Raw genomic sequence first — 19,247 nt, 5'->3', positions numbered from 1 at the left:
ATGGAAGAGCAAGATTACATACTGTTTGAGGATTATATATCAGAACATTTATCGAATGAGGAACGGGCTGGTTTTGAACAAAAATTAAAAACCGATAAAACTTTTGCTGAAGCATTTCAGTCTTATAAAGAATGGTCTTCCTTTTTAGGTAGTAAATTTGGTAATGCAGATGAATTGAATGCGTTTAAAAGCAATTTAAAAAATATTTCAGACGAACACTTCAATAAAACTGAAGCAATTCAAGATTTTCATGGTAAAACAAAAACTTATAATGTTTTTAAATATGCCATTGCGGCTTGTGTAGTTATCCTGTTTGGGATTTTTACTTTCAATCAATTTTCAAGCCCAACGTATAGCGATTTTAATAATTACGATGCCATTAGTTTAACGGTTAGAGGATCAAATAGTGAGCTTTTAAAAACTGCCGAAAATGCATTCAATAGCAAAAATTTTAATTCGGCAGATGATGCTTTTAAACAGTTATTAGAATTAAATCCATATAATTCAGAGTTAAAACTTTATAGGGCCATAAGTAATATAGAATTAAATAATTTTAAAATTTCAGATGATTTATTAGAAGATTTAATCAATGGAAATTCGGCGTTTAAAAATAAAGCTTCATGGTATTTGGCTTTAAGTAAATTGAAACAAGAAAATAAAACTGCTTGTACAGTGATTTTAAAAACCATCCCTGAAGGTGCGGATGATTTTGAGAAAGCCCAAAAACTATTGGATAAGTTGGATTAGCTTTTTGTTAGCTGAGTTGGTTTTGGATTAAAAAAGACCTGTTAGGATACTAAATTCTAACAGGTCTTTTTCAATAGTGAAAATCCATAAAATCCATGTCATAAATTAAATACTTCATTATTTTTACCAAATGATTATTACAGATACACACACACATTTATACAGTGAAGCTTTTGATGAAGATAGGAATGATATGATTAAACGCGCTATTGATCATGGCGTTTCTCGATTTTTTATTCCCTCTATAGATTCAACATATACTAAGGCTATGTTGCAACTAGAAAAAGATTACCCAAACCATGTATATTTAATGATGGGGTTACACCCAACACATGTTAAGGATGATTATGAAGAAGAATTAAAACATGTTGAAGACATGCTGGCTTCAAGAAAATTTTATGCTGTTGGAGAGATAGGGATAGATTTATATTGGGACAAGTCGACTTTAGGTATTCAACAGAAAGCATTTAAATATCAAATACAACTTGCTAAAAAATATAAATTGCCAATAGTTATCCATTGCAGAGAAGCATTTAATGAAATCTTTGAAGTTTTAGAAAGTGAAAAGGGAGATGATTTGTTTGGAATTTTTCATTGTTTTACAGGAACATTGGAACAAGCTCACCAAGCCTTATCTTATAATATGAAGTTGGGTATAGGTGGCGTAGCTACATTTAAAAACGGGAAAATAGACCAATTTTTAAATCAAATTCCATTAGAGCATATTGTGTTAGAAACCGACTCGCCTTATCTATCTCCGGTTCCTTATAGAGGAAAGCGAAACGAAAGTGCCTATATAGTACGGGTTTTAGAAAAGCTGTCGGATATATATAATGTATCTTTAGATGAATTAGCTAAAATTACAACGCAAAATTCTAAGGATGTTTTTAAAATTTAAGGATGATAAAATCTAAGGTAAAAATACTACTTATATATACAGGAGGTACCATAGGTATGGTTAAGGATTTTAAAACAGGATCTTTAAAAGCTTTTAATTTTAAAAATCTATTAGATAGAATTCCCGAATTACAACTGTTAGATTGCAATATAGATACGGTGTCCTTTAAAACACCAATAGATTCAAGCGATATGCATCCAAAATATTGGGTTCAAATTGCTGAAATTATAGAAACCAATTATAAAGACTTTGATGGCTTTGTTATCCTTCATGGAAGTGATACTATGAGTTATTCAGCATCAGCACTTAGTTTTATGCTCGAAAATTTAGCAAAACCTGTGGTGTTTACGGGGTCTCAGTTGCCTATAGGGGATTTAAGAACCGATGCGAAGGAAAATTTAATTACCTCTATACAAGTGGCTTCATTACAAAGCGAAGGCAAACCTGTGGTTAAAGAGGTGTGCTTGTATTTTGAATATAAACTATATCGAGGTAATAGAACCACTAAATTAAATGCAGAACATTTTCAGGCTTTTGTGTCTTCAAACTATCCGGATTTGGCAGAATCTGGGGTGCATTTAAAAATAAATACCGAGTATTTATTCCAACCAAATACATCAAAACCATTAAAGGTTAATAAGACATTAGATGAAAATATTGCGGTTGTAAGGCTATATCCTGGGATATCAAAAGTAGTTTTAGAACATATTTTTAACGTTTCTAGCTTAAAAGCTGTCATTATTGAAACCTTTGGTGCTGGAAATTGTACTACAGAACCATGGTTTATTAATTTGTTAAGCGAAGCCATATTAAAAGGTGTATATATTGTAAATGTTACACAATGTTCAGGAGGAAGTGTGCTTATGGGGCATTATGAAACCAGTAGCGCACTGAAAAAAATTGGCGTGATATCAGGAAAAGACATGACAACAGAAGCGGCAATAGCAAAATTGATGTTTTTGTTAAGTAAAAATATTTCATCTAACACATTCAAAACCAAATATGAAACAGCATTACGTGGTGAAATGACTTAAAAATAACTGTAAATATTTTATCCTTTAAAGTTTTTTTTGTTATTTGAGCCCCGTAATTAAAAATTGATTATAGAGAGGTGGCCGAGTGGTCGAAGGCGCACGCCTGGAAAGTGTGTATACCCCAAAAGGGTATCGAGGGTTCGAATCCCTTCCTCTCTGCTCATATTTTTTATTTTTAATTGCTTTTTTTTTATATCTTTAACACTTTAACTAATAAAATTAAGATCGTAAACATGAAAAGATTATTTTCTATCCTAGCCATAACTTTAATGGTGGCATTCGGAACTGCTAATGCAACTACAATTGCAAACACTAGTACAGCTGTAACAACTGTTGCAACAATGACACAAGATGACGCGCCAGCTGCAGAGCTTTCGTTTCATCAAAATTTAAAGAAGCGTTTTATTGAAGGAGGTGCCGGATTTATGGGTATTGTACTTTTATGTTTAATTCTAGGATTAGCTATTGCTATTGAAAGAATTATCTTTTTAAATTTATCTACAACTAATACAAAAAAATTATCTCAATCTGTTGAGGATGCTTTAGCATCTGGAGGTATTGAAGCTGCAAAGGAAGTTTGTAGAAATACAAAAGGACCTATTGCTTCTATATACTACCAAGGATTGGATAGAACTGACGAAGGTATTGAAGCTGCTGAAAAAGCGGTTGTTGCTTACGGAGGCGTTCAAATGGGACAATTAGAGAAAAATGTATCTTGGATTTCTTTATTTATCGCACTTGCACCAATGCTTGGTTTCATGGGAACAGTAATTGGTATGATTCAAGCATTCGATAAAATTGAAGCTGCAGGAGATATGCAACCATCACTTGTTGCAGGTGGTATTAAAGTAGCACTTTTAACAACTGTATTTGGTTTAGTAGTAGCTATTATACTTCAAATTTTTTACAATTATATTATTGCTAAAATTGATAGTATTGTTAACGATATGGAAGATGCTTCTATTACGTTAATGGATCTATTAATCAGACACAAAAAGTAATAATCTAAAAAAACAAAAAATGGGTTTACATAAAATTTTAAAAATAGTGGCTTTCGCTTTAGCTATAATTGGAGCAATTATTGTTCTTTCAATTATTGCAGGAGATGAGGAATCTGCTTTAAGCATGAGTGGAAACTTACTCTACGTTGCTTATGCTGTACTAGGAATAGTACTGGCATTAGTAGTAATATTTGTAATTAAAGGTTTATTTGCTGGAGATATTAAAAAGACATTATTAACTGTAGGTGCATTTGCCGCAGTAATATTTGTTTCTTACGCAATATCTTCTGGTACAGATCTAGATTTAAAACCTTTTACAGATAAAGGTTTAGATGTAGATGAAGGAACCTCTAAAACTGTAGGTGCTGGATTGTATGCATTTTATACATTAGCTGTTGTAGCTATCGGATCTATGTTACTAGGTGGAGTAAAAAAAATCTTAAATAAATAAGTTATGGCAAAAAGAGCAGCACCAGAAGTAAATGCAGGCTCAATGGCCGACATTGCTTTCTTATTACTTATATTTTTCTTGGTTACAACTACCATCGAAACAGATTCGGGAATTAACCGTAAACTTCCTCCAATGGAAGAGTCTGAAGAAGATGTTATCATTAAGCAAAAAAATATTTTTACTGTATTATTAAACGGTAAAGATCAATTGCTTGTTGAAGATGAAATCATGGAAGTTAAGGATTTAAGAAAAGCAGCAAAAGAATTTTTAGATAATGGAGGCGACAAGTCTTGTTCTTATTGTAAAGGGGCAAAAGACCCTTCATCATCTGATAATCCTGATAAAGCCATAATTTCACTTAAGAATGAACGTGAAACGACTTATAAAACATATATTGCTGTACAAAACGAATTAGTAGCAGCGTATAATGAGTTAAGAGATGCAAGAGCCGAGGCTTTATACAATATGTCTTTTACGCAAATGGAAGCGGACTATAAAGACGTGAATTGGCCTGGGAATAAAGAGAAGCTAAAAGATAAGATAGATAAGATTAAAGCTGACTATCCTCAAAAGCTTTCAGAAGTACAATAATAAATAAAATTTAACATTTATATATATGTCTAAATTTAAAAAGAAAAAGAGTGGCGAAATGCCTGCGGTTAATACAGCATCACTTCCTGATATTGTATTTATGTTATTATTCTTTTTTATGGTGGCCACAGTTATGAGGCAAAACACTTTAATGATTGATAATAATTTACCGTTTGCCGATCAAGTTGAAAAGCTAGATAAGAAAGATTTGGTAATGTATATTTATGCAGGTAAACCAAGTGATAATTACAAGCAATACGGTACTGAGGCAAAGATTCAATTAAATGATAAATTTGCCGATGTTAATGAAATAGCATCATTTATTGCTGCAGAGCGTGCTTCAAAACGTGAAGAGTTGGTTCCTTTTTTAACTACAGCCTTAAAAGTTGATAGTGATGCTAATATGGGACTAATTGGCGATATTAAACAAGAGTTACGTAAAGTTAATGCACTTAAAATAAACTATACTACTAAAAAGGGTAGTCCATTAGGTAACAATTAAACTTACATTCTTAATTTTATAAAAAAGGCGTTTTGAAATTTCAAAACGCCTTTTTATTTTTATTACTTTTACTAATAAAATAATAAACTTTAATGAGGTATTTTGTTGCTATTTTGTTTTTTATATTCACTATACCTTTTGTTTTTGCACAGGAGGTTCCTGAAAAGGAGGTGGATTCTCTTTATAAGGAAGATCAGTTTTATGCTGGGGTTACTTATAACCTATTAGCTAATATACCTGAAGGATTAAGCCAAAGTGGATTTTCATTAGGTTTTCATTTAGGCTTTATTAAAGATATGCCAATTAACACTAGAAGGAATGTCGCAATTGGGGTAGGCTTAGGGTATTCTGCGAATTCGTTTAATCAAAACTTATTAATTTCTAGGGATGAACAAAATGATTTTGAATACAGTATTCTTGATGATAGTGCTACCTATTCAAAAAATAAATTCTCTACGCATTTAATAGAAATCCCAATTGAATTTAGGTGGCGTACATCTACACCAACCGAGTATAACTTTTGGCGTATTTATACAGGGTTTAAGCTAGGTTATGTGTTTAGTAATACATCTAAGTATTTAGGGGGTTTAGAGGACTTAAAGTATACTAATATCCAAGACTTCAATACAGTTCAATATGGATTTACCCTTAGTGCAGGGTATAACACATGGAATTTTTATTTATACTATGCTTTAAATCCTATTTTTTCAAATGAAGCTAAAATTAATGGTTCGGTAATCGATACTAATGCTATTAAAATTGGTTTAATGTTTTATATACTTTAACTAAATGAGACGTTTATGTTTAATTATTTTTCTTACCGCTTTATTATTTTCAAGTTGTCAAAACAGAAATAATGCAAAAAAGGAATTACTAGTTTATCCATTGGAAAATCACGTTGAATTTGTTAAAAATTTATCCGATAAAATTCTTAGAGCTCAAAGGGATGGTGGTTATTATAAGTTATCGGAAACTGAAGCAAGTTTAAAAATGGTGACTGGGTTAAATGAAACGTTACAGAAATCTAGTTATGCTAAAATTAAAAACATATTTGGTAATTATAAAGGCTTAGAGTTGCATTCTATTGAAGAAATTAAGAAGACTCAAGCTTATAAAATATATAGGTTTAAAGGTGATTTCGAATTGGGATCTGAAGTTGAAATACGATCTGTTTTAGACAGTGAAGGAAAGCTAGCAGGTTTTTTTATTATACCTTGGAAGGATAAACTTTAATATTTTTTATAGCCAATAGGTCACTAAAATTAATTGAGGCATAAGACCTAGAAAAGCTCCAATTATTAATTCAATATAAGAATGTGCTTTAAGGTGAAGCCTAGATGTCCCAACTGCACCTGTAAGAATGGCCATAAAAATTAGCATGCCATTTATATTAATGCTAAAATGAATGCTAAGCGCTATAAAAAACATAAATACTCCAGTAGTAGCTATCATATGAATACTTGCTTTAAACTTCATTATAGCAAGTAATAAACATGAAATATTAGATATTAATATACCAACAAAGAAAAAGTACAATTCAATAGAGTGAGATGGGGTTATAATGCGCTGTACAATGATTATTAGGACTAAAGCATTTAGCATTAAAGGATATATACGTTCTTTAGCTGTTTTTAAATTAATGGAACTAACTAAACCTAATATTTTAAGGAGTAGGTAGAGTAGAACAGGAAGTATTACTGTAAGTATAAACAACGATACGAGTTTAGCCTTAATTATTTCTTCTGGAAAATATCTAGGTGATTTTGAAAAATAAAAAACAACGCCGAATAAAGGCATTACTAAAGGGTGAAATATATATGAAATACTTCTTAATAATTTATCCATTATATTTTTTTCCGTAAGCGAGCTACAGGTATATCTAATTGTTCTCTGTATTTTGCTACCGTTCTTCTAGCAATGGGATATCCTTTTTCTTTTAATATACCTGCTAGATTCTCATCGGTTAATGGTTTTTTCTTGTTTTCATCTTCAACAACAGTTTCAAGGATTTTTTTTATTTCTCTAGTAGAAACATCTTCACCTTGATCATTTTTCATAGATTCAGAAAAGAATTCTTTTATCAATTTAGTACCATAAGGAGTGTCCACATATTTACTATTGGCTACCCTTGATACGGTTGACACATCCATGTTGATTTCATCGGCAATGTCTTTAAGAATCATAGGTTTTAGATTGCGCTCATCACCAGTTAGAAAGTATTCTTTTTGGTAATGCATTATGGCGCTCATAGTAACAAATAAAGTTTGCTGGCGTTGTTTTATGGCTTCAATAAACCACTTGGCGGCATCTAGTTTTTGTTTAATAAATATTACGGCATCTTTTTGGGACTTCGATTTATCTTTAGTGTCCTTATAACCCTTAAGCATATTGTTATACTCTCTTGAAACATGAAGCTCTGGGGCATTACGTCCGTTGAGAGTTAACTCTAATTCACCATCTACTATTTTAATGGCAAAATCAGGAACTACGTGTTCTACAATTCTGTTATTTCCAGCATAAGATCCGCCTGGTTTTGGGTTTAAATGCTCAATTTCACTAATGGCATCTTTTAGCTGATCTTCAGTAATATTAAATTTATTAAGTAATTTTTTGTAATGCTTTTTAGTAAACTGATCGAAAGCATTATCTATAATATTAATTGCTAATTCCGTATCTGGCGTTTTATCTTTTCTGTGTAATTGAATACTTAAACATTCTTGCAAGTTTCTAGCACCAACTCCGGCAGGGTCTAATTGATGTACTATTTTTAATACTTTAGCAACTTGTTCTTCCGTGGTATATACACTTTGCGTAAATGCTAAATCATCTACAATATCACTTAATTCTCGCCTAATGTATCCGCTTTCCCCAACACTTCCAACTAAAAATTCGGCTATATCACGTTCTTCGTCAGATAATCTATAGGTGTTTAATTGGCTAATTAAATGTTGGGTAAATGATGTTCCTGCGGCATAGGGCATTGTTTTTTCTTCATCATCACTACTGTAATTATTAACTTGAGTTCTGTAATCTGGAATTTCATCATCACTCAAATATTCGTCAACATTAATATCCTCGGCGTTTATAGATTCGTTATCCTCGTAATCGTCTGTTGTATTATCAAAATCAGAATCCAATTCGTCATTACTTTCTTCTTTTCCCCCTTCTAAGGCAGGGTTTTCTTCTAATTCTTGCTTTAAACGTTGCTCAAAAGCTTGCGTAGGCAGCTGTATCAATTTCATTAATTGAATTTGCTGCGGCGACAGTTTTTGAGATAATTTAAATTGTAAATATTGTTTAAGCATATTCTGATTTAAGGTTGTTACTCAAATATATAAAAAGGGATTATAAGTTTGAGTTTTACAAAGGTACTTTTTAAAATTCGGCATTTTGAGGGGTTCTTGGGAAAGGAATAACATCTCGAATATTACTCATTCCTGTTGCGAACATAACTAAACGTTCAAAACCAAGTCCAAATCCAGAATGCACTGCGGTACCAAATTTACGTAAATCGAGATACCACCATAGTTCTTCTTCCGGAATGTTTATAGCTGCCATACGTTCTTTTAAAACATTTAAGCGTTCTTCACGTTGCGCACCACCAACTATTTCTCCAATTCCAGGAAATAGGATATCCATGGCACGAACTGTTTTTCCATCGTCATTTAAACGCATGTAAAAGGCTTTAATATCTGCTGGATAATCAAATAAAATAACAGGGCATTTAAAGTGTTTTTCAACTAAAAAGCGTTCATGTTCGCTTTGTAAATCTGTTCCCCATTCATCAATAAGATATTTAAATTTCTTTTTCTTATTTGGTTTCGAGTTTCTTAGTATATCTATGGCTTCGGTATAACTAACGCGTTTAAAATTATTATCGGTTACAAAGTTTAACTTTTCAATTAAAGTCATCTCGCTGCGTTGGGCTTGTGGTTTCGTTTTCTCTTCATCTTGAAGACGTTTATCTAAAAACTCTAAATCTTCACGATTATTATCCAAAACATAAGTGATTACAGATTTCATAAAGTCTTCAGCTAAATCCATATTGCCTGCAAGATCCATAAATGCAACTTCTGGTTCAATCATCCAGAATTCTGCTAAATGGCGCGAAGTATTGGAGTTTTCGGCTCTAAACGTAGGCCCAAAAGTATATACTTTACCCAAGGACATGGCGTAAGTTTCGGCTTCTAATTGTCCCGAAACCGTTAAGTTGGTTTCTTTACCAAAGAAATCTTTTGAATAATCGATTTGACCCTCGTCATCTATAGGAGGGTTTTTGGCGTCTAGATTTGTAACCTTGAACATTTCACCAGCACCTTCAGCATCACTTCCTGTAATAATTGGGGCGTGCATGTAGTAAAAACCGTTGTCATTAAAGTATTTATGAATAGCAAACGATAGGGCAGAACGTAAACGCATTACTGCACTAAAGGTACTTGTCCTAGTACGTAAGTGTGCGTTTTCGCGTAGAAACTCAAAGGAATGTTTTTTGGGTTGAATAGGGTAAGTTTCTGGATCGGAGTCACCTAAAACAATTAATGCGCTAACCTTTATTTCAACATTTTGTCCTTTACCTTGGCTTTCAACCAATTCACCTTTAACATGAATGGCTGCACCAGTTGTTATTCTTTTTAAAAGTGCTTCATCAAAATTTTCGAAATCGACAACACATTGGATATTGTTAATAGTTGAACCATCATTTAAAGCTATAAAACGATTGGCTCTAAAGGTTCTTACCCAACCTTTAATTTCTAGTTCTGGTAATATTATATCTTGTGTTAGTAATTCTGAAACAGTTCTTAATTGCATATTGAAAAATTTATAATGTAAATATAAAATTTTCAAATATTATTACTGTTAGCTATTTGGCTAAATTGTAAAATATTACTGTTAAAATTTTATGCGTCAGATTCGTCCTCTTCAGGAATAATATTTATTGTAGGTTTTCTAAGCACCTGCTTATTTGCTATACTGCGTTCTAAGGACAGTAATAAAGAAGGTAATAGCAGTAAATTAGATAACATAGCAAATAGTAAGGTAGCCGATACTAATGCGCCTAGGGCAACCGTACCACCAAAACTAGATATGGTAAATACCGAGAAGCCGAAAAACAAAACAATGGACGTATAAAACATACTTACTCCTGTTTCGCGTAAAGCGCCATAAACAGATACTTTAATTTTCCAGTTATTAGCTTGAAGCTCTTGTCTGTATTTAGCCAAAAAGTGAATGGTGTCATCCACCGAAATACCAAAAGCAATACTAAATACTAGTATGGTTGAAGGTTTTATAGGTACTCCCAAATAGCCCATTAAACCGGCTGTTATTAGTAGTGGTAATAAGTTAGGAATTAATGAAACAATAATCATTCTTCCAGAGCGAAACATATAGGCCATAAATATGGCAATTAATAAAATGGCTAAGGTTAAAGAAATCACTAAGTTCTTTACCAAGTATTTGGTTCCTTTTTGGAATAATAAGGCTTTTCCGGTCATGATAACATCATAACGTTCTTTTGGAAAAACTTTATCTATTTTGGTTTGAAGGTTTTCTTCAATACGCTCCATTTTGTCGGTACCAACATCCTTCATAAAAGTTGTAATGCGCGCGTATTGCCCTGTGCTATCAACAAAGTTTTTTAGTAAATCGACATTTGATGTTGAGTTTTTAGCGTACGATAAAATAAAACTATTTTCTTGCGAAGTTGGCAGTTGATAGTATTTAGTATTCCCATTATAATACGCTTGCTTAGAGTATTTTACTAAACCAACTACTGAAATTGGTTTTGAAAGTTCTGGAATTTCATAAATTAAATCTTCAAGTTCCTCCATGCGTTTTAATGTGGAGAGTTTCATAACCCCCTTTTTACGCTTGGTGTTTATCATGATTTCCAATGGCATTATACCATTAAATTCTTTTTCAAAAAACCTGATATCATTGACAAATTCAGATTCTTGAGGCATATCTTCAATTAAACTACCAGAAGTTTTAATTTGATAAATACCAATAATACTAACCGCTAGTAAAATAACGGAAGTAATATAAATAGTAATTCGTTTTTTTCTTACCATAAGCTCCATCCAATCCACAAAGCCCCCAATCCAACGTTTGTTAAGATGCTCTAAGTGGCGATCTTTTGGATAGGGCATGAAACTATATAAAATTGGAATTATAAGTAAACACAAAATAAAAATGGCTAATATGCTTAGGGAAGCGACCACACCAAATTCTTTTAATAGTTTGCTTTCGGTTAGAATGAAGGTTGCAAAACCAGAAGCTGTTGTAACATTGGTCATTAATGTAGCGTTACCGATTTTGGTAATAACACGCTGTAACGATTTTACTTTATTGCCATGCAGCTTAACCTCATGCTGATATTTATTAATTAAGAAAATACAATTTGGAATACCAATTACAATTATTAATGGCGGAATTAAGGCGGTTAATACCGATACTTCATAATTTAGGAAACCAATGATGCCAAGTGTCCACATTACACCAATGCAAACAACAATCATGGAAATAAAAGTGGCTCTAAACGATCTAAAAAAGAAAAAGAAAATTAACGAAGTCACTATTAAAGCAGCTAAAATAAAGGTGCTAATTTCATCAACAATATTTTGAGAATTTAGAGTTCTGATATAGGGCATACCAGACATTCTAACATTTAAATTATATTGGTCCTCAAAACTTTTAATTTTAGGAATTAAAACATCAACAATAAAATCTTTTCTTGCCGAAGTATTTACTATGGCTTTATCCATGTAAATAGCTGTTCTAATGGTTTTAGAATCTTTGTTAAACAAAAAATTATCGTAAAACGGATACTTTTCAAAAAGTTCTATTTGTAAACTTTCAATTTGACCTAAGGTCGTTATTGAATCTTTTATAAAAGGTTCTAATTGGAATTTTTCATTCTCGGTATCTTTTATAAGCTTTTGAAGATCTTTAATTGAAACTACAGTTTCTACAGCTTCACTTTTCTTTAAATCTTCCGAAAGTTTATTCCATGCATTTAATTTTTCTACAGTGAATAAAGTAGTGTCTTTTACACCAAGTACAATTAGATTACCTTCTTCACCAAAGGTTTCCAGGAATTTATTATAAGTAATATTTACCTCATGATTATCGGGTAACATATTGGCTTCGCTATAGGCTAAGCGCATATTGTCCCACTTCTGAGCCAATAATACAGTGGTTATTATTATACCTAATATAATACCTATTTTGTTACGTAAAATTAACCTTGCCGTAACATCCCAAAAATTCTTTGAAAAAAGTTTAAACATGCCTTAATAAAAAAGATGCGCAAAGGTAGAAAAAACAAGGGTAATACCTGTTAACAAATAAAATAAACCTTATTATTCGATGCTGTTATGGTTATATTCAATATTAAATAGTTTGGCAGCTATTGCTATGCTTTTGATTGCCACCTATTGTGTTGATTTATAAAGTAATGTTAAATGTAAATTTTAAAGCAATATTATCGTCAATACTTGGTAAATGGTAAGCCCCATATCTATAAGTAAAGCTTAAACCAAAGCCAAAAAGTAATTTATTAAGTTCGAAACCAGATTCAGTATATCCTTTTTCTAAGGAACCAAAGGTTATATTTTGGTGTCTTTCTGGGTATTTCATGTCTCCAATGGCATAACGCGTTATTAAAACCATTTGGGGTTGATAACTTTTAGAAATATTGAAAGGTTTTAAGTAGTGTTTAAGCTGAATGGTGGTAAATCTGTCGGAAAAGAATTCGTTAAAAAACATAGTTTCAAAACTGTTTAATCCGGCTACAGAAAACCGTTGTAGTATTTTCTCTTTTGTAATATTGTTAGGATAAGCGTGATAAAGGTGTGTTAGCGGAATTTCGCCAAAGGCTAATCCAGAGACTAGAGTTAATTCTGAAAAGGCATTTTTTTTATTGCCTATATTGCAAAGGGTTCTAAAATCTAATTTTGAAAAATTAAAATCACCACCAAGAACATTATTAAAACTTTTGGTGTACTGAAAAGAGAATTTAGGATACCCTTCGGTAGTCACTTTTGTTTTATTTTGTGATGTTGTTATGGAATTAAAAGGACTCCATTGTAAGGCTATTTTGGCAGAAGTAATATCGAAATTTTTATATGAATCCTCCTTAACATTGAAAGCATAAGCGTAGGTAGGGTCGATTTTACTAGTTGATAGTTCTGTTTCCGCAATCCATTTATGACTTAATTCGTGTTCAAGAGCAATGGATTTTGTAATATGTTTATGAAATAAATTGATGTTTAATAAACGAGGTTCAAAAAATTGAAAAAACCGTTTGTCAGTTAAAAATTTGGTGCTTCCTGTTTCTTGTAAGTCGTCGGTATACGATAGGTTTAACCATGTATTGGTTTGTTCGGCTAGCCTAATTCCTCCACCAAGACTATATTTAAACCGGTGGTCTCTAAAACCATAAACGACATAGGAGTTTAACCTGTATTTATCTGAAAAAGCTTCGTTAGTAACCAGGCCAATACCTGTTCTTACACCCTCGTATTGATTGTATTTTATTAAATACCTTAAGTCCGCATCAAAATATTTTGAAGGTAAATAGCCGTTACCAAGGCTTTTAACCAACTTCCTTTTTTTTAGTGAATCTTGTTTAGGTTCTACATCTTTTTCATTAAATGATTGGGCCTGCACCAAGGTTGTGCATAGCAAGAATAGGATAATAGAATAATACTTAAACATTCGAAATAACGCTAAAAGCTAGATAAATTATAAAAGAAAAGCGACTTAATGCCGCCTTTAATATTAAAATGATGTTTTATTAAACAGTCATAATTTCCTTTTCTTTAACATCGAAAAGTTCATCGACCTTTTTAACGTGAATATCTGTTATTTGTTGTATGTCTATTTCGGCATTCTTTTTTAAATCTTCCGATACGTCCTCATTCTTTTTAACCTCGTTCATAGCGTCTTTTCTCGCTGTTCTAATGCTTACTTTGGCATCTTCAGCTTCAGATTTAGCCTGTTTAGCTAGGTCTTTACGGCGTTCTTCAGTTAAAGGTGGTACATTAATAATAATGGTTTCACCATTATTCATTGGGTTAAAACCTAGGTTTGCATACGCAATACCTCGCTCAATTTCTTGAAGCATATTTTTTTCCCAAGGTTGCACAGTAATAGTTCTACCATCGGGTGTGTTTACATTGGCAACTTGACTAAGTGGTGTTTGTGAGCCATAATAATCGACCATTACGCTTCCTAACATGGCAGGACTTGCTTTACCTGCTCTAATGTTTAAAAATTGTTTTTTAAGATGCGCTAAGGCATTATCCATTGATTCTTTAGCACTGTCTAATATAAATTGTATCTCTTCGTTCATTGTCTTAAACTTTTTTCAAATTATATAAAATGGTTCAAAAATTACGCCAAATACTATACGTTTACAACTGTTCCTATATTTTCTCCAGAAATTACTTTTAGTAAATTTCCTTTTTTATTCATATCAAAAACAATAATAGGTAATTTGTTTTCTTGACTTAGCGTAAATGCTGTGGTATCCATAACTTTTAACCCTTTTCTTAATACATCATCAAAAGAAATAGAATTAAATTTTACAGCCGTTGTATCCTTTTCCGGATCGGCGTTATAAATGCCATCAACACGTGTACCTTTTAAAATAACATCAGCTTCAATTTCTATAGCTCGTAATACGGCTGCAGAATCCGTAGTAAAATAAGGATTTCCAGTTCCACCTCCAAAAATAACTACACGACCTTTTTCCAGGTGACGCATGGCTTTTCTTCTAATAAATGGTTCTGCAACTTCGTTAATTTTAATAGCAGTTTGTAATCGTGTAGGGATATCGGCATCCTCCAAAGCACCTTGTAGTGCTAAACCATTGATAACGGTAGCTAGCATACCCATGTGGTCACCTTGTACACGATCCATACCTTTACTTGCTCCAGCAACTCCTCTAAAAATATTACCGCCACCAATAACTATAGCAACTTCTACGCCTTTATCGGTAATGGTTTTAATATCTTGAGCATATTCAGCTAAACGATCTGGGTCTATGCCGTATTGGCGCTCTCCCATTAAAGCTTCGCCGGATAATTTTAGAAGTATTCTGTTGTATTTCATCGGTTATTTATATTTCGATTTAGAACTTTGGCAAAGCTACACAATTTTTTTATTTTTTGAATTTATATAAAACCCGTTTTTTGGAATAAAAAAACCACTACTCTTATTAAAGAATAGTGGTTTTGGGTTTTATGATATTGCGCTTTCGCGGAATAGTTTATCCTACTGAAGCACGTTTGAAACCTGAGATTTCAACTTCTCCGTAAGAAGACACATAGTCGGCAACAGTTTTCTTTTCATCTTTGATAAACTTTTGATCTAGTAAACATTGTTCTTGATCTAAAGTTGTGTTATCAGAAATAAAACGTTCCATTTTTCCTGGTAAAATTCTATCCCAGATTTGTTCTGGTTTACCTTCAGCTTTTAATTCTGCTTTTGCAGCTTCTTCAGCTTCGGCAATAACTTCAGGAGTTAATTGAGCCATAGAAATATATTTAGGTACGTTTTTAAGTGTTTTACCTAAACGTCCTAATTCAATATTATCTTTTTCAATTACTGCAATTCTAGCTTCAGTTTCAGACGCTACGAATGCAGGATCAAAATCTTTATAAGATAATGACGTTGCTCCCATTGAAGCAACTTGCATTGCTACATCTTTAACTAAAACATCAGCATTTTCAACTTTAGCAGATAATCCAACTAAGGCAGCAATTTTGTTAATGTGAACGTAAGTACCAACATAAGCAGCTTCTAATTTCTCAAAAGCATTGATTTCTAATTTTTCACCAACAACACCAGTTTGTTCAACTAGTTTTTCTGCAACAGTCATACCTCCAAAATCAGTAGCTAAAAACTCATCTTTCGAACTTGTATTTAAAGCAATATCAGCTAATTGGTTTGCTAATGCTAAAAAGTTTTCGTTTTTACCAACAAAATCAGTTTCACATCCTAAAACAATGGCAACACCTTCAGTTTGGTCTGCATTGATTTTAGAAACAGCTGCACCTTCAGATGAATCTCTATCGGCTCTTTTTTCAGCTACTTTTTGCCCTTTTTTACGAAGCACTTCAATTGCTTTATCAAAATCACCTTCAGCTTCTACTAAAGCTTTTTTGCAGTCCATCATTCCTGCACCAGTTGCTTGTCTTAATTTGTTAACCTCTTGGGCTGTAACTTTTACTGTAGTACTCATAGTAGTTATAATTTAAAAAAGTCGTTCAATATAATTTTCAATAAAGAAAAGAATTAAACGACTTAATTATGTTGTATTAATGTTATTTATTCTTCTTCTTCAGCTACTGCTTTTTTAGCTGGAGCTTCTTTAGCTTTAGGAGCGTCTTTGGCTGATGCCGAAGCGTCTTTTTCAGCTTTACGTTCAGCTAGGCCACCAGATACTGCAGCTGCTACATGCGTTAAGATTTTATCAATCGATTTAGAAGCATCATCATTTGCAGGTATTACATAATCAACTTGACGTGGGTCAGAGTTAGTATCAACCATTGCAAAAATAGGAATGTTTAATTTTTGAGCTTCTTTAATCGCGATATGCTCACGCTTAATATCTACAACAAATAAAGCACCTGGTAAACGTGTCATATCTGTAATAGAACCTAAGTTTTTCTCTAACTTAGCTCTTAAACGATCAACTTGTAAACGCTCTTTTTTAGATAATGTCATGAACGTACCGTCTTTCTTCATTCTATCAATAGAAGCCATTTTTTTAACCGCTTTTCTAATAGTAACAAAGTTAGTTAACATTCCACCTGGCCATCTTTCGGTGATGTAAGGCATGTTAATTTCGCCAGCTTTTTCAGCAACAATATCTTTTGCTTGTTTTTTTGTTGCAACGAATAAAATTTTACGTCCAGAAGCTGCAATTTTAGCAAGTGCTGCTCCAGCTTCTTCAATTTTAGCCGCTGTTTTGTAAAGGTTTATAATATGGATACCGTTACGCTCCATATATACGTAAGGAGCCATATTAGGGTCCCACTTACGTGTAAGGTGTCCAAAGTGTACACCTGCTTCAAGTAATTCTTTTACTTCTACTGCCATTTTGTAATAGTTTACGTTCTGTTGAATAGCAATGATTAAGTGGTCATTTATAATTCGCCTTAATCATTTAGATGCTAAACTAAATCCTGCCTTTTCAGACACGGAAAACAATAACTGTTTTAATTTATTTTTATGATTTGAAAATGATAAAGAAATCTGTAATACAGATCCTGAACCAAGTCCAGGATATTAACGTTTTGAGAATTGAAACTTCTTACGAGCTTTCTTCTGACCGAATTTCTTACGTTCAACCATTCTTGGATCTCTTGTTAATAAACCTTCTGGCTTAAGTGTTAACCTGTTTTCAGCATCAACTTCGCACATTGCACGAGAAATTGCTAAACGAACAGCTTCAGCTTGTCCAGTAATACCACCTCCATATACATTTACTGTAATATCAAAGTTGGCGTCATTGTTAGTCAAAACTAAAGGTTGTTTTACTTTGTACTGTAAGGTAGCGGTAGTAAAATAATTAGCTAAGTCTTTTTTATTGATTGTAATGTTTCCTTTTCCTGGAGAAACATAAGCGCGCGCAACAGCCGTTTTTCTACGGCCAATTTTGTGAATTACTTCCATGTTATTTAAATTCTTCTAGATTTATTGTTTTTGGCTTTTGAGCTGCATGAGCATGCTCTGTTCCAACAACAACTGTTAAATTGCGAAATAAAGCAGCTCCTAATTTGTTTTTAGGTAGCATTCCTTTAACCGCTTTTTCTACTACTCTTGCAGGATCTTTTCCGTACAATTCTGTAGCAGTTAAACTTTTTTGACCTCCTGGGTATCCGGTGTGACGAATGTATGACTTGTCAGTCCATTTGTTTCCAGATAATGTGATTTTGTCTGCATTGATAACAATTACGTTATCTCCACAATCAACATGAGGTGTGAAATTTGGCTTGTGTTTTCCTCTAATTAGTTTTGCAACTTTAGAAGCTAAACGACCAAGCGCTTGACCTTCAGCATCAACTAAAACCCACTCCTTAGTAACAGTAGCTTTGTTTGCTGAAATCGTTTTGTAGCTTAATGTGTCCACACTATTGATTTTTTAATTATTAAACATTCCTCTTTCAAAAAGAGTTTGCAAATTTACGATTAAATATTTGATAACCAAATAGTGGAGTAACTTATTTTTAATACAAGTTATCTACAACCGTACAGATTCTTTTTTTTATTTTTTTTATTTAGTTTTTTAAGTGTATGCGACTGATAGCTAAGGGTTAATGATTTTATGTTAGACGATGTGATATTTGTCATGTTTTAGATTGTTGTTTGTTATGATATTTGCCCCGTAAATCAAAAAAAATCTTACAATGAGCATACTAAAGACACGAGAGAAAACGGTTTTAAGTTTAATAGTATTTTTTGTATTCGTATCGGCTTTTGTACAAGCACAACAACTAAGTTTAGTAAATAGTGAATCTGAATTAACGGTTTTAGGAACTTCGAATATTCATGATTGGCATGTAGAAGCTGAAAATCAAAAAGGTTCAATAAAATTTAAAGATTTAGAAGCTTGTCACATTGAAACCATGGCTTTGGAAATTGAAGCAGAAGGTTTAAAGAGTGGTAAAAAAGCGATGGATAAAAACACCTATAAGGCTTTAAACACAAATGATCATAAGATAATTTCATTTCAAATGGTCGAAATTAAAAGTCTAACCAAAAAATCACCTGGTGTTTTTGACGTAAGCGCTTTGGGCGATTTAACTATTTCGGGTGTTACAAAACGAATTCCTTTAAATTTTAAAATTAACATTGTTGCTAGTAGCGTAACCTTGACTGGAGAAAAGGTTATTAAAATGACAGATTTTAATGTCGATCCTCCCAAAGCCCTTTTTGGTACAATCACGACAGGTGATTCGCTTACCATAAAATTTTCAACACAATTCAAATAAATAAACCAAATTTTAATAAA

General features: G+C 32.5%; 21 protein-coding genes and 1 tRNA gene. 11 read left to right on the top strand and 11 right to left on the bottom strand.

The window, feature by feature from the left end; all coding sequences use genetic code 11:
- From ABJM36_RS11905 to ABJM36_RS11860, 10 genes are all read left to right on the top strand, one after another.
- Entirely contained in the window at positions 1 to 747 is a 747-nt protein-coding gene (locus ABJM36_RS11905) for a hypothetical protein (protein ID WP_348451665.1), read from the top strand.
- Positions 748 to 877: 130 nt separating this feature from the next.
- Positions 878 to 1,645 (top strand): TatD family hydrolase, encoded by a 768-nt coding sequence (locus tag ABJM36_RS11900; RefSeq protein WP_348451664.1) that lies wholly within the window; start codon positions 878 to 880, stop codon positions 1,643 to 1,645.
- Between the two features lie 2 nt (positions 1,646 to 1,647).
- The gene (locus ABJM36_RS11895) at positions 1,648 to 2,679 is read left to right on the top strand and encodes a type I asparaginase (protein WP_348451663.1); all 1,032 of its coding nucleotides are present in this window, start codon (positions 1,648 to 1,650) and stop codon (positions 2,677 to 2,679) included.
- 71 nt (positions 2,680 to 2,750) lie between these two features.
- Positions 2,751 to 2,838: transfer RNA gene (locus ABJM36_RS11890), tRNA-Ser, on the top strand.
- A gap of 74 nt (positions 2,839 to 2,912) precedes the next feature.
- Positions 2,913 to 3,680, top strand: coding sequence for a MotA/TolQ/ExbB proton channel family protein (locus ABJM36_RS11885; protein ID WP_348451662.1), 768 nt, complete (start codon positions 2,913 to 2,915; stop codon positions 3,678 to 3,680).
- 19 nt (positions 3,681 to 3,699) lie between these two features.
- The gene (locus ABJM36_RS11880; RefSeq protein WP_348451661.1) at positions 3,700 to 4,131 is read left to right on the top strand and encodes a hypothetical protein; all 432 of its coding nucleotides are present in this window, start codon (positions 3,700 to 3,702) and stop codon (positions 4,129 to 4,131) included.
- Positions 4,132 to 4,134: 3 nt separating this feature from the next.
- The gene (locus tag ABJM36_RS11875) at positions 4,135 to 4,722 is read left to right on the top strand and encodes a biopolymer transporter ExbD (RefSeq protein WP_348451660.1); all 588 of its coding nucleotides are present in this window, start codon (positions 4,135 to 4,137) and stop codon (positions 4,720 to 4,722) included.
- A gap of 25 nt (positions 4,723 to 4,747) precedes the next feature.
- Positions 4,748 to 5,224: a biopolymer transporter ExbD gene (locus ABJM36_RS11870; RefSeq protein ID WP_348451659.1), complete on the top strand. Its 477-nt coding sequence runs from the start codon at positions 4,748 to 4,750 to the stop codon at positions 5,222 to 5,224.
- Positions 5,225 to 5,316: 92 nt separating this feature from the next.
- Positions 5,317 to 6,009: a porin family protein gene (locus ABJM36_RS11865; protein WP_348451658.1), complete on the top strand. Its 693-nt coding sequence runs from the start codon at positions 5,317 to 5,319 to the stop codon at positions 6,007 to 6,009.
- 4 nt (positions 6,010 to 6,013) lie between these two features.
- A complete protein-coding gene (locus ABJM36_RS11860) occupies positions 6,014 to 6,457 on the top strand; it encodes a hypothetical protein (RefSeq protein ID WP_348451657.1) in 444 nt (147 codons plus the stop codon).
- Between the two features lie 6 nt (positions 6,458 to 6,463).
- Here ABJM36_RS11860 and ABJM36_RS11855 read toward each other — a convergent pair whose 3' ends face one another.
- From ABJM36_RS11855 to rplM, 11 genes are all read right to left on the bottom strand, one after another.
- Positions 6,464 to 7,069: a hypothetical protein gene (locus tag ABJM36_RS11855; RefSeq protein WP_348451656.1), complete on the bottom strand. Its 606-nt coding sequence runs from the start codon at positions 7,067 to 7,069 to the stop codon at positions 6,464 to 6,466.
- Positions 7,069 to 8,529 carry an RNA polymerase factor sigma-54 gene (gene rpoN, locus ABJM36_RS11850; protein ID WP_348451655.1) on the bottom strand — a complete coding sequence of 487 codons (1,461 nt, stop codon included), beginning with the start codon at positions 8,527 to 8,529 and terminating at the stop codon, positions 7,069 to 7,071. Before rpoN ends, ABJM36_RS11855 begins: the two co-directional genes overlap by 1 nt.
- 70 nt (positions 8,530 to 8,599) lie before the next feature.
- Positions 8,600 to 10,033 carry an asparagine--tRNA ligase gene (gene asnS / locus ABJM36_RS11845; RefSeq protein WP_348451654.1) on the bottom strand — a complete coding sequence of 478 codons (1,434 nt, stop codon included), beginning with the start codon at positions 10,031 to 10,033 and terminating at the stop codon, positions 8,600 to 8,602.
- Positions 10,034 to 10,122: 89 nt separating this feature from the next.
- The gene (locus ABJM36_RS11840) at positions 10,123 to 12,513 is read right to left on the bottom strand and encodes an efflux RND transporter permease subunit (RefSeq protein ID WP_348451653.1); all 2,391 of its coding nucleotides are present in this window, start codon (positions 12,511 to 12,513) and stop codon (positions 10,123 to 10,125) included.
- Between the two features lie 157 nt (positions 12,514 to 12,670).
- Positions 12,671 to 13,942 (bottom strand): DUF5686 family protein, encoded by a 1,272-nt coding sequence (locus tag ABJM36_RS11835; protein ID WP_348451652.1) that lies wholly within the window; start codon positions 13,940 to 13,942, stop codon positions 12,671 to 12,673.
- 79 nt (positions 13,943 to 14,021) lie between these two features.
- Entirely contained in the window at positions 14,022 to 14,579 is a 558-nt protein-coding gene (gene frr / locus ABJM36_RS11830) for a ribosome recycling factor (protein ID WP_348451651.1), read from the bottom strand.
- A gap of 53 nt (positions 14,580 to 14,632) precedes the next feature.
- Positions 14,633 to 15,340 carry a UMP kinase gene (gene pyrH, locus ABJM36_RS11825; protein WP_348451650.1) on the bottom strand — a complete coding sequence of 236 codons (708 nt, stop codon included), beginning with the start codon at positions 15,338 to 15,340 and terminating at the stop codon, positions 14,633 to 14,635.
- 157 nt (positions 15,341 to 15,497) lie between these two features.
- A complete protein-coding gene (gene tsf, locus ABJM36_RS11820; protein WP_348451649.1) occupies positions 15,498 to 16,472 on the bottom strand; it encodes a translation elongation factor Ts in 975 nt (324 codons plus the stop codon).
- A gap of 86 nt (positions 16,473 to 16,558) precedes the next feature.
- Positions 16,559 to 17,332, bottom strand: coding sequence for a 30S ribosomal protein S2 (rpsB, locus tag ABJM36_RS11815; RefSeq protein ID WP_348451648.1), 774 nt, complete (start codon positions 17,330 to 17,332; stop codon positions 16,559 to 16,561).
- A 189-nt stretch (positions 17,333 to 17,521) separates the two neighbouring features.
- Positions 17,522 to 17,908, bottom strand: a complete 387-nt coding sequence (gene rpsI, locus ABJM36_RS11810; RefSeq protein ID WP_348451647.1) for a 30S ribosomal protein S9 — start codon at positions 17,906 to 17,908, stop codon at positions 17,522 to 17,524.
- 1 nt (position 17,909) lies between these two features.
- Complete coding sequence (rplM, locus tag ABJM36_RS11805; protein WP_348451646.1) at positions 17,910 to 18,365, bottom strand: 50S ribosomal protein L13; 456 nt, start codon at positions 18,363 to 18,365, stop codon at positions 17,910 to 17,912.
- Positions 18,366 to 18,642: 277 nt separating this feature from the next.
- Between rplM and ABJM36_RS11800 the strand changes: the two genes are divergently transcribed.
- Positions 18,643 to 19,227, top strand: coding sequence for a YceI family protein (locus ABJM36_RS11800; protein ID WP_348451645.1), 585 nt, complete (start codon positions 18,643 to 18,645; stop codon positions 19,225 to 19,227).
- Positions 19,228 to 19,247 lie beyond the last annotated feature (20 nt).

This window comes from Algibacter sp., from assembly GCF_039977455.1.
Lineage (GTDB): Bacteria > Bacteroidota > Bacteroidia > Flavobacteriales > Flavobacteriaceae > Algibacter_B.
The sequence above is the reverse complement of the archived record's forward strand: the minus strand, read 5'-3'. Positions and strand labels throughout refer to the sequence as shown.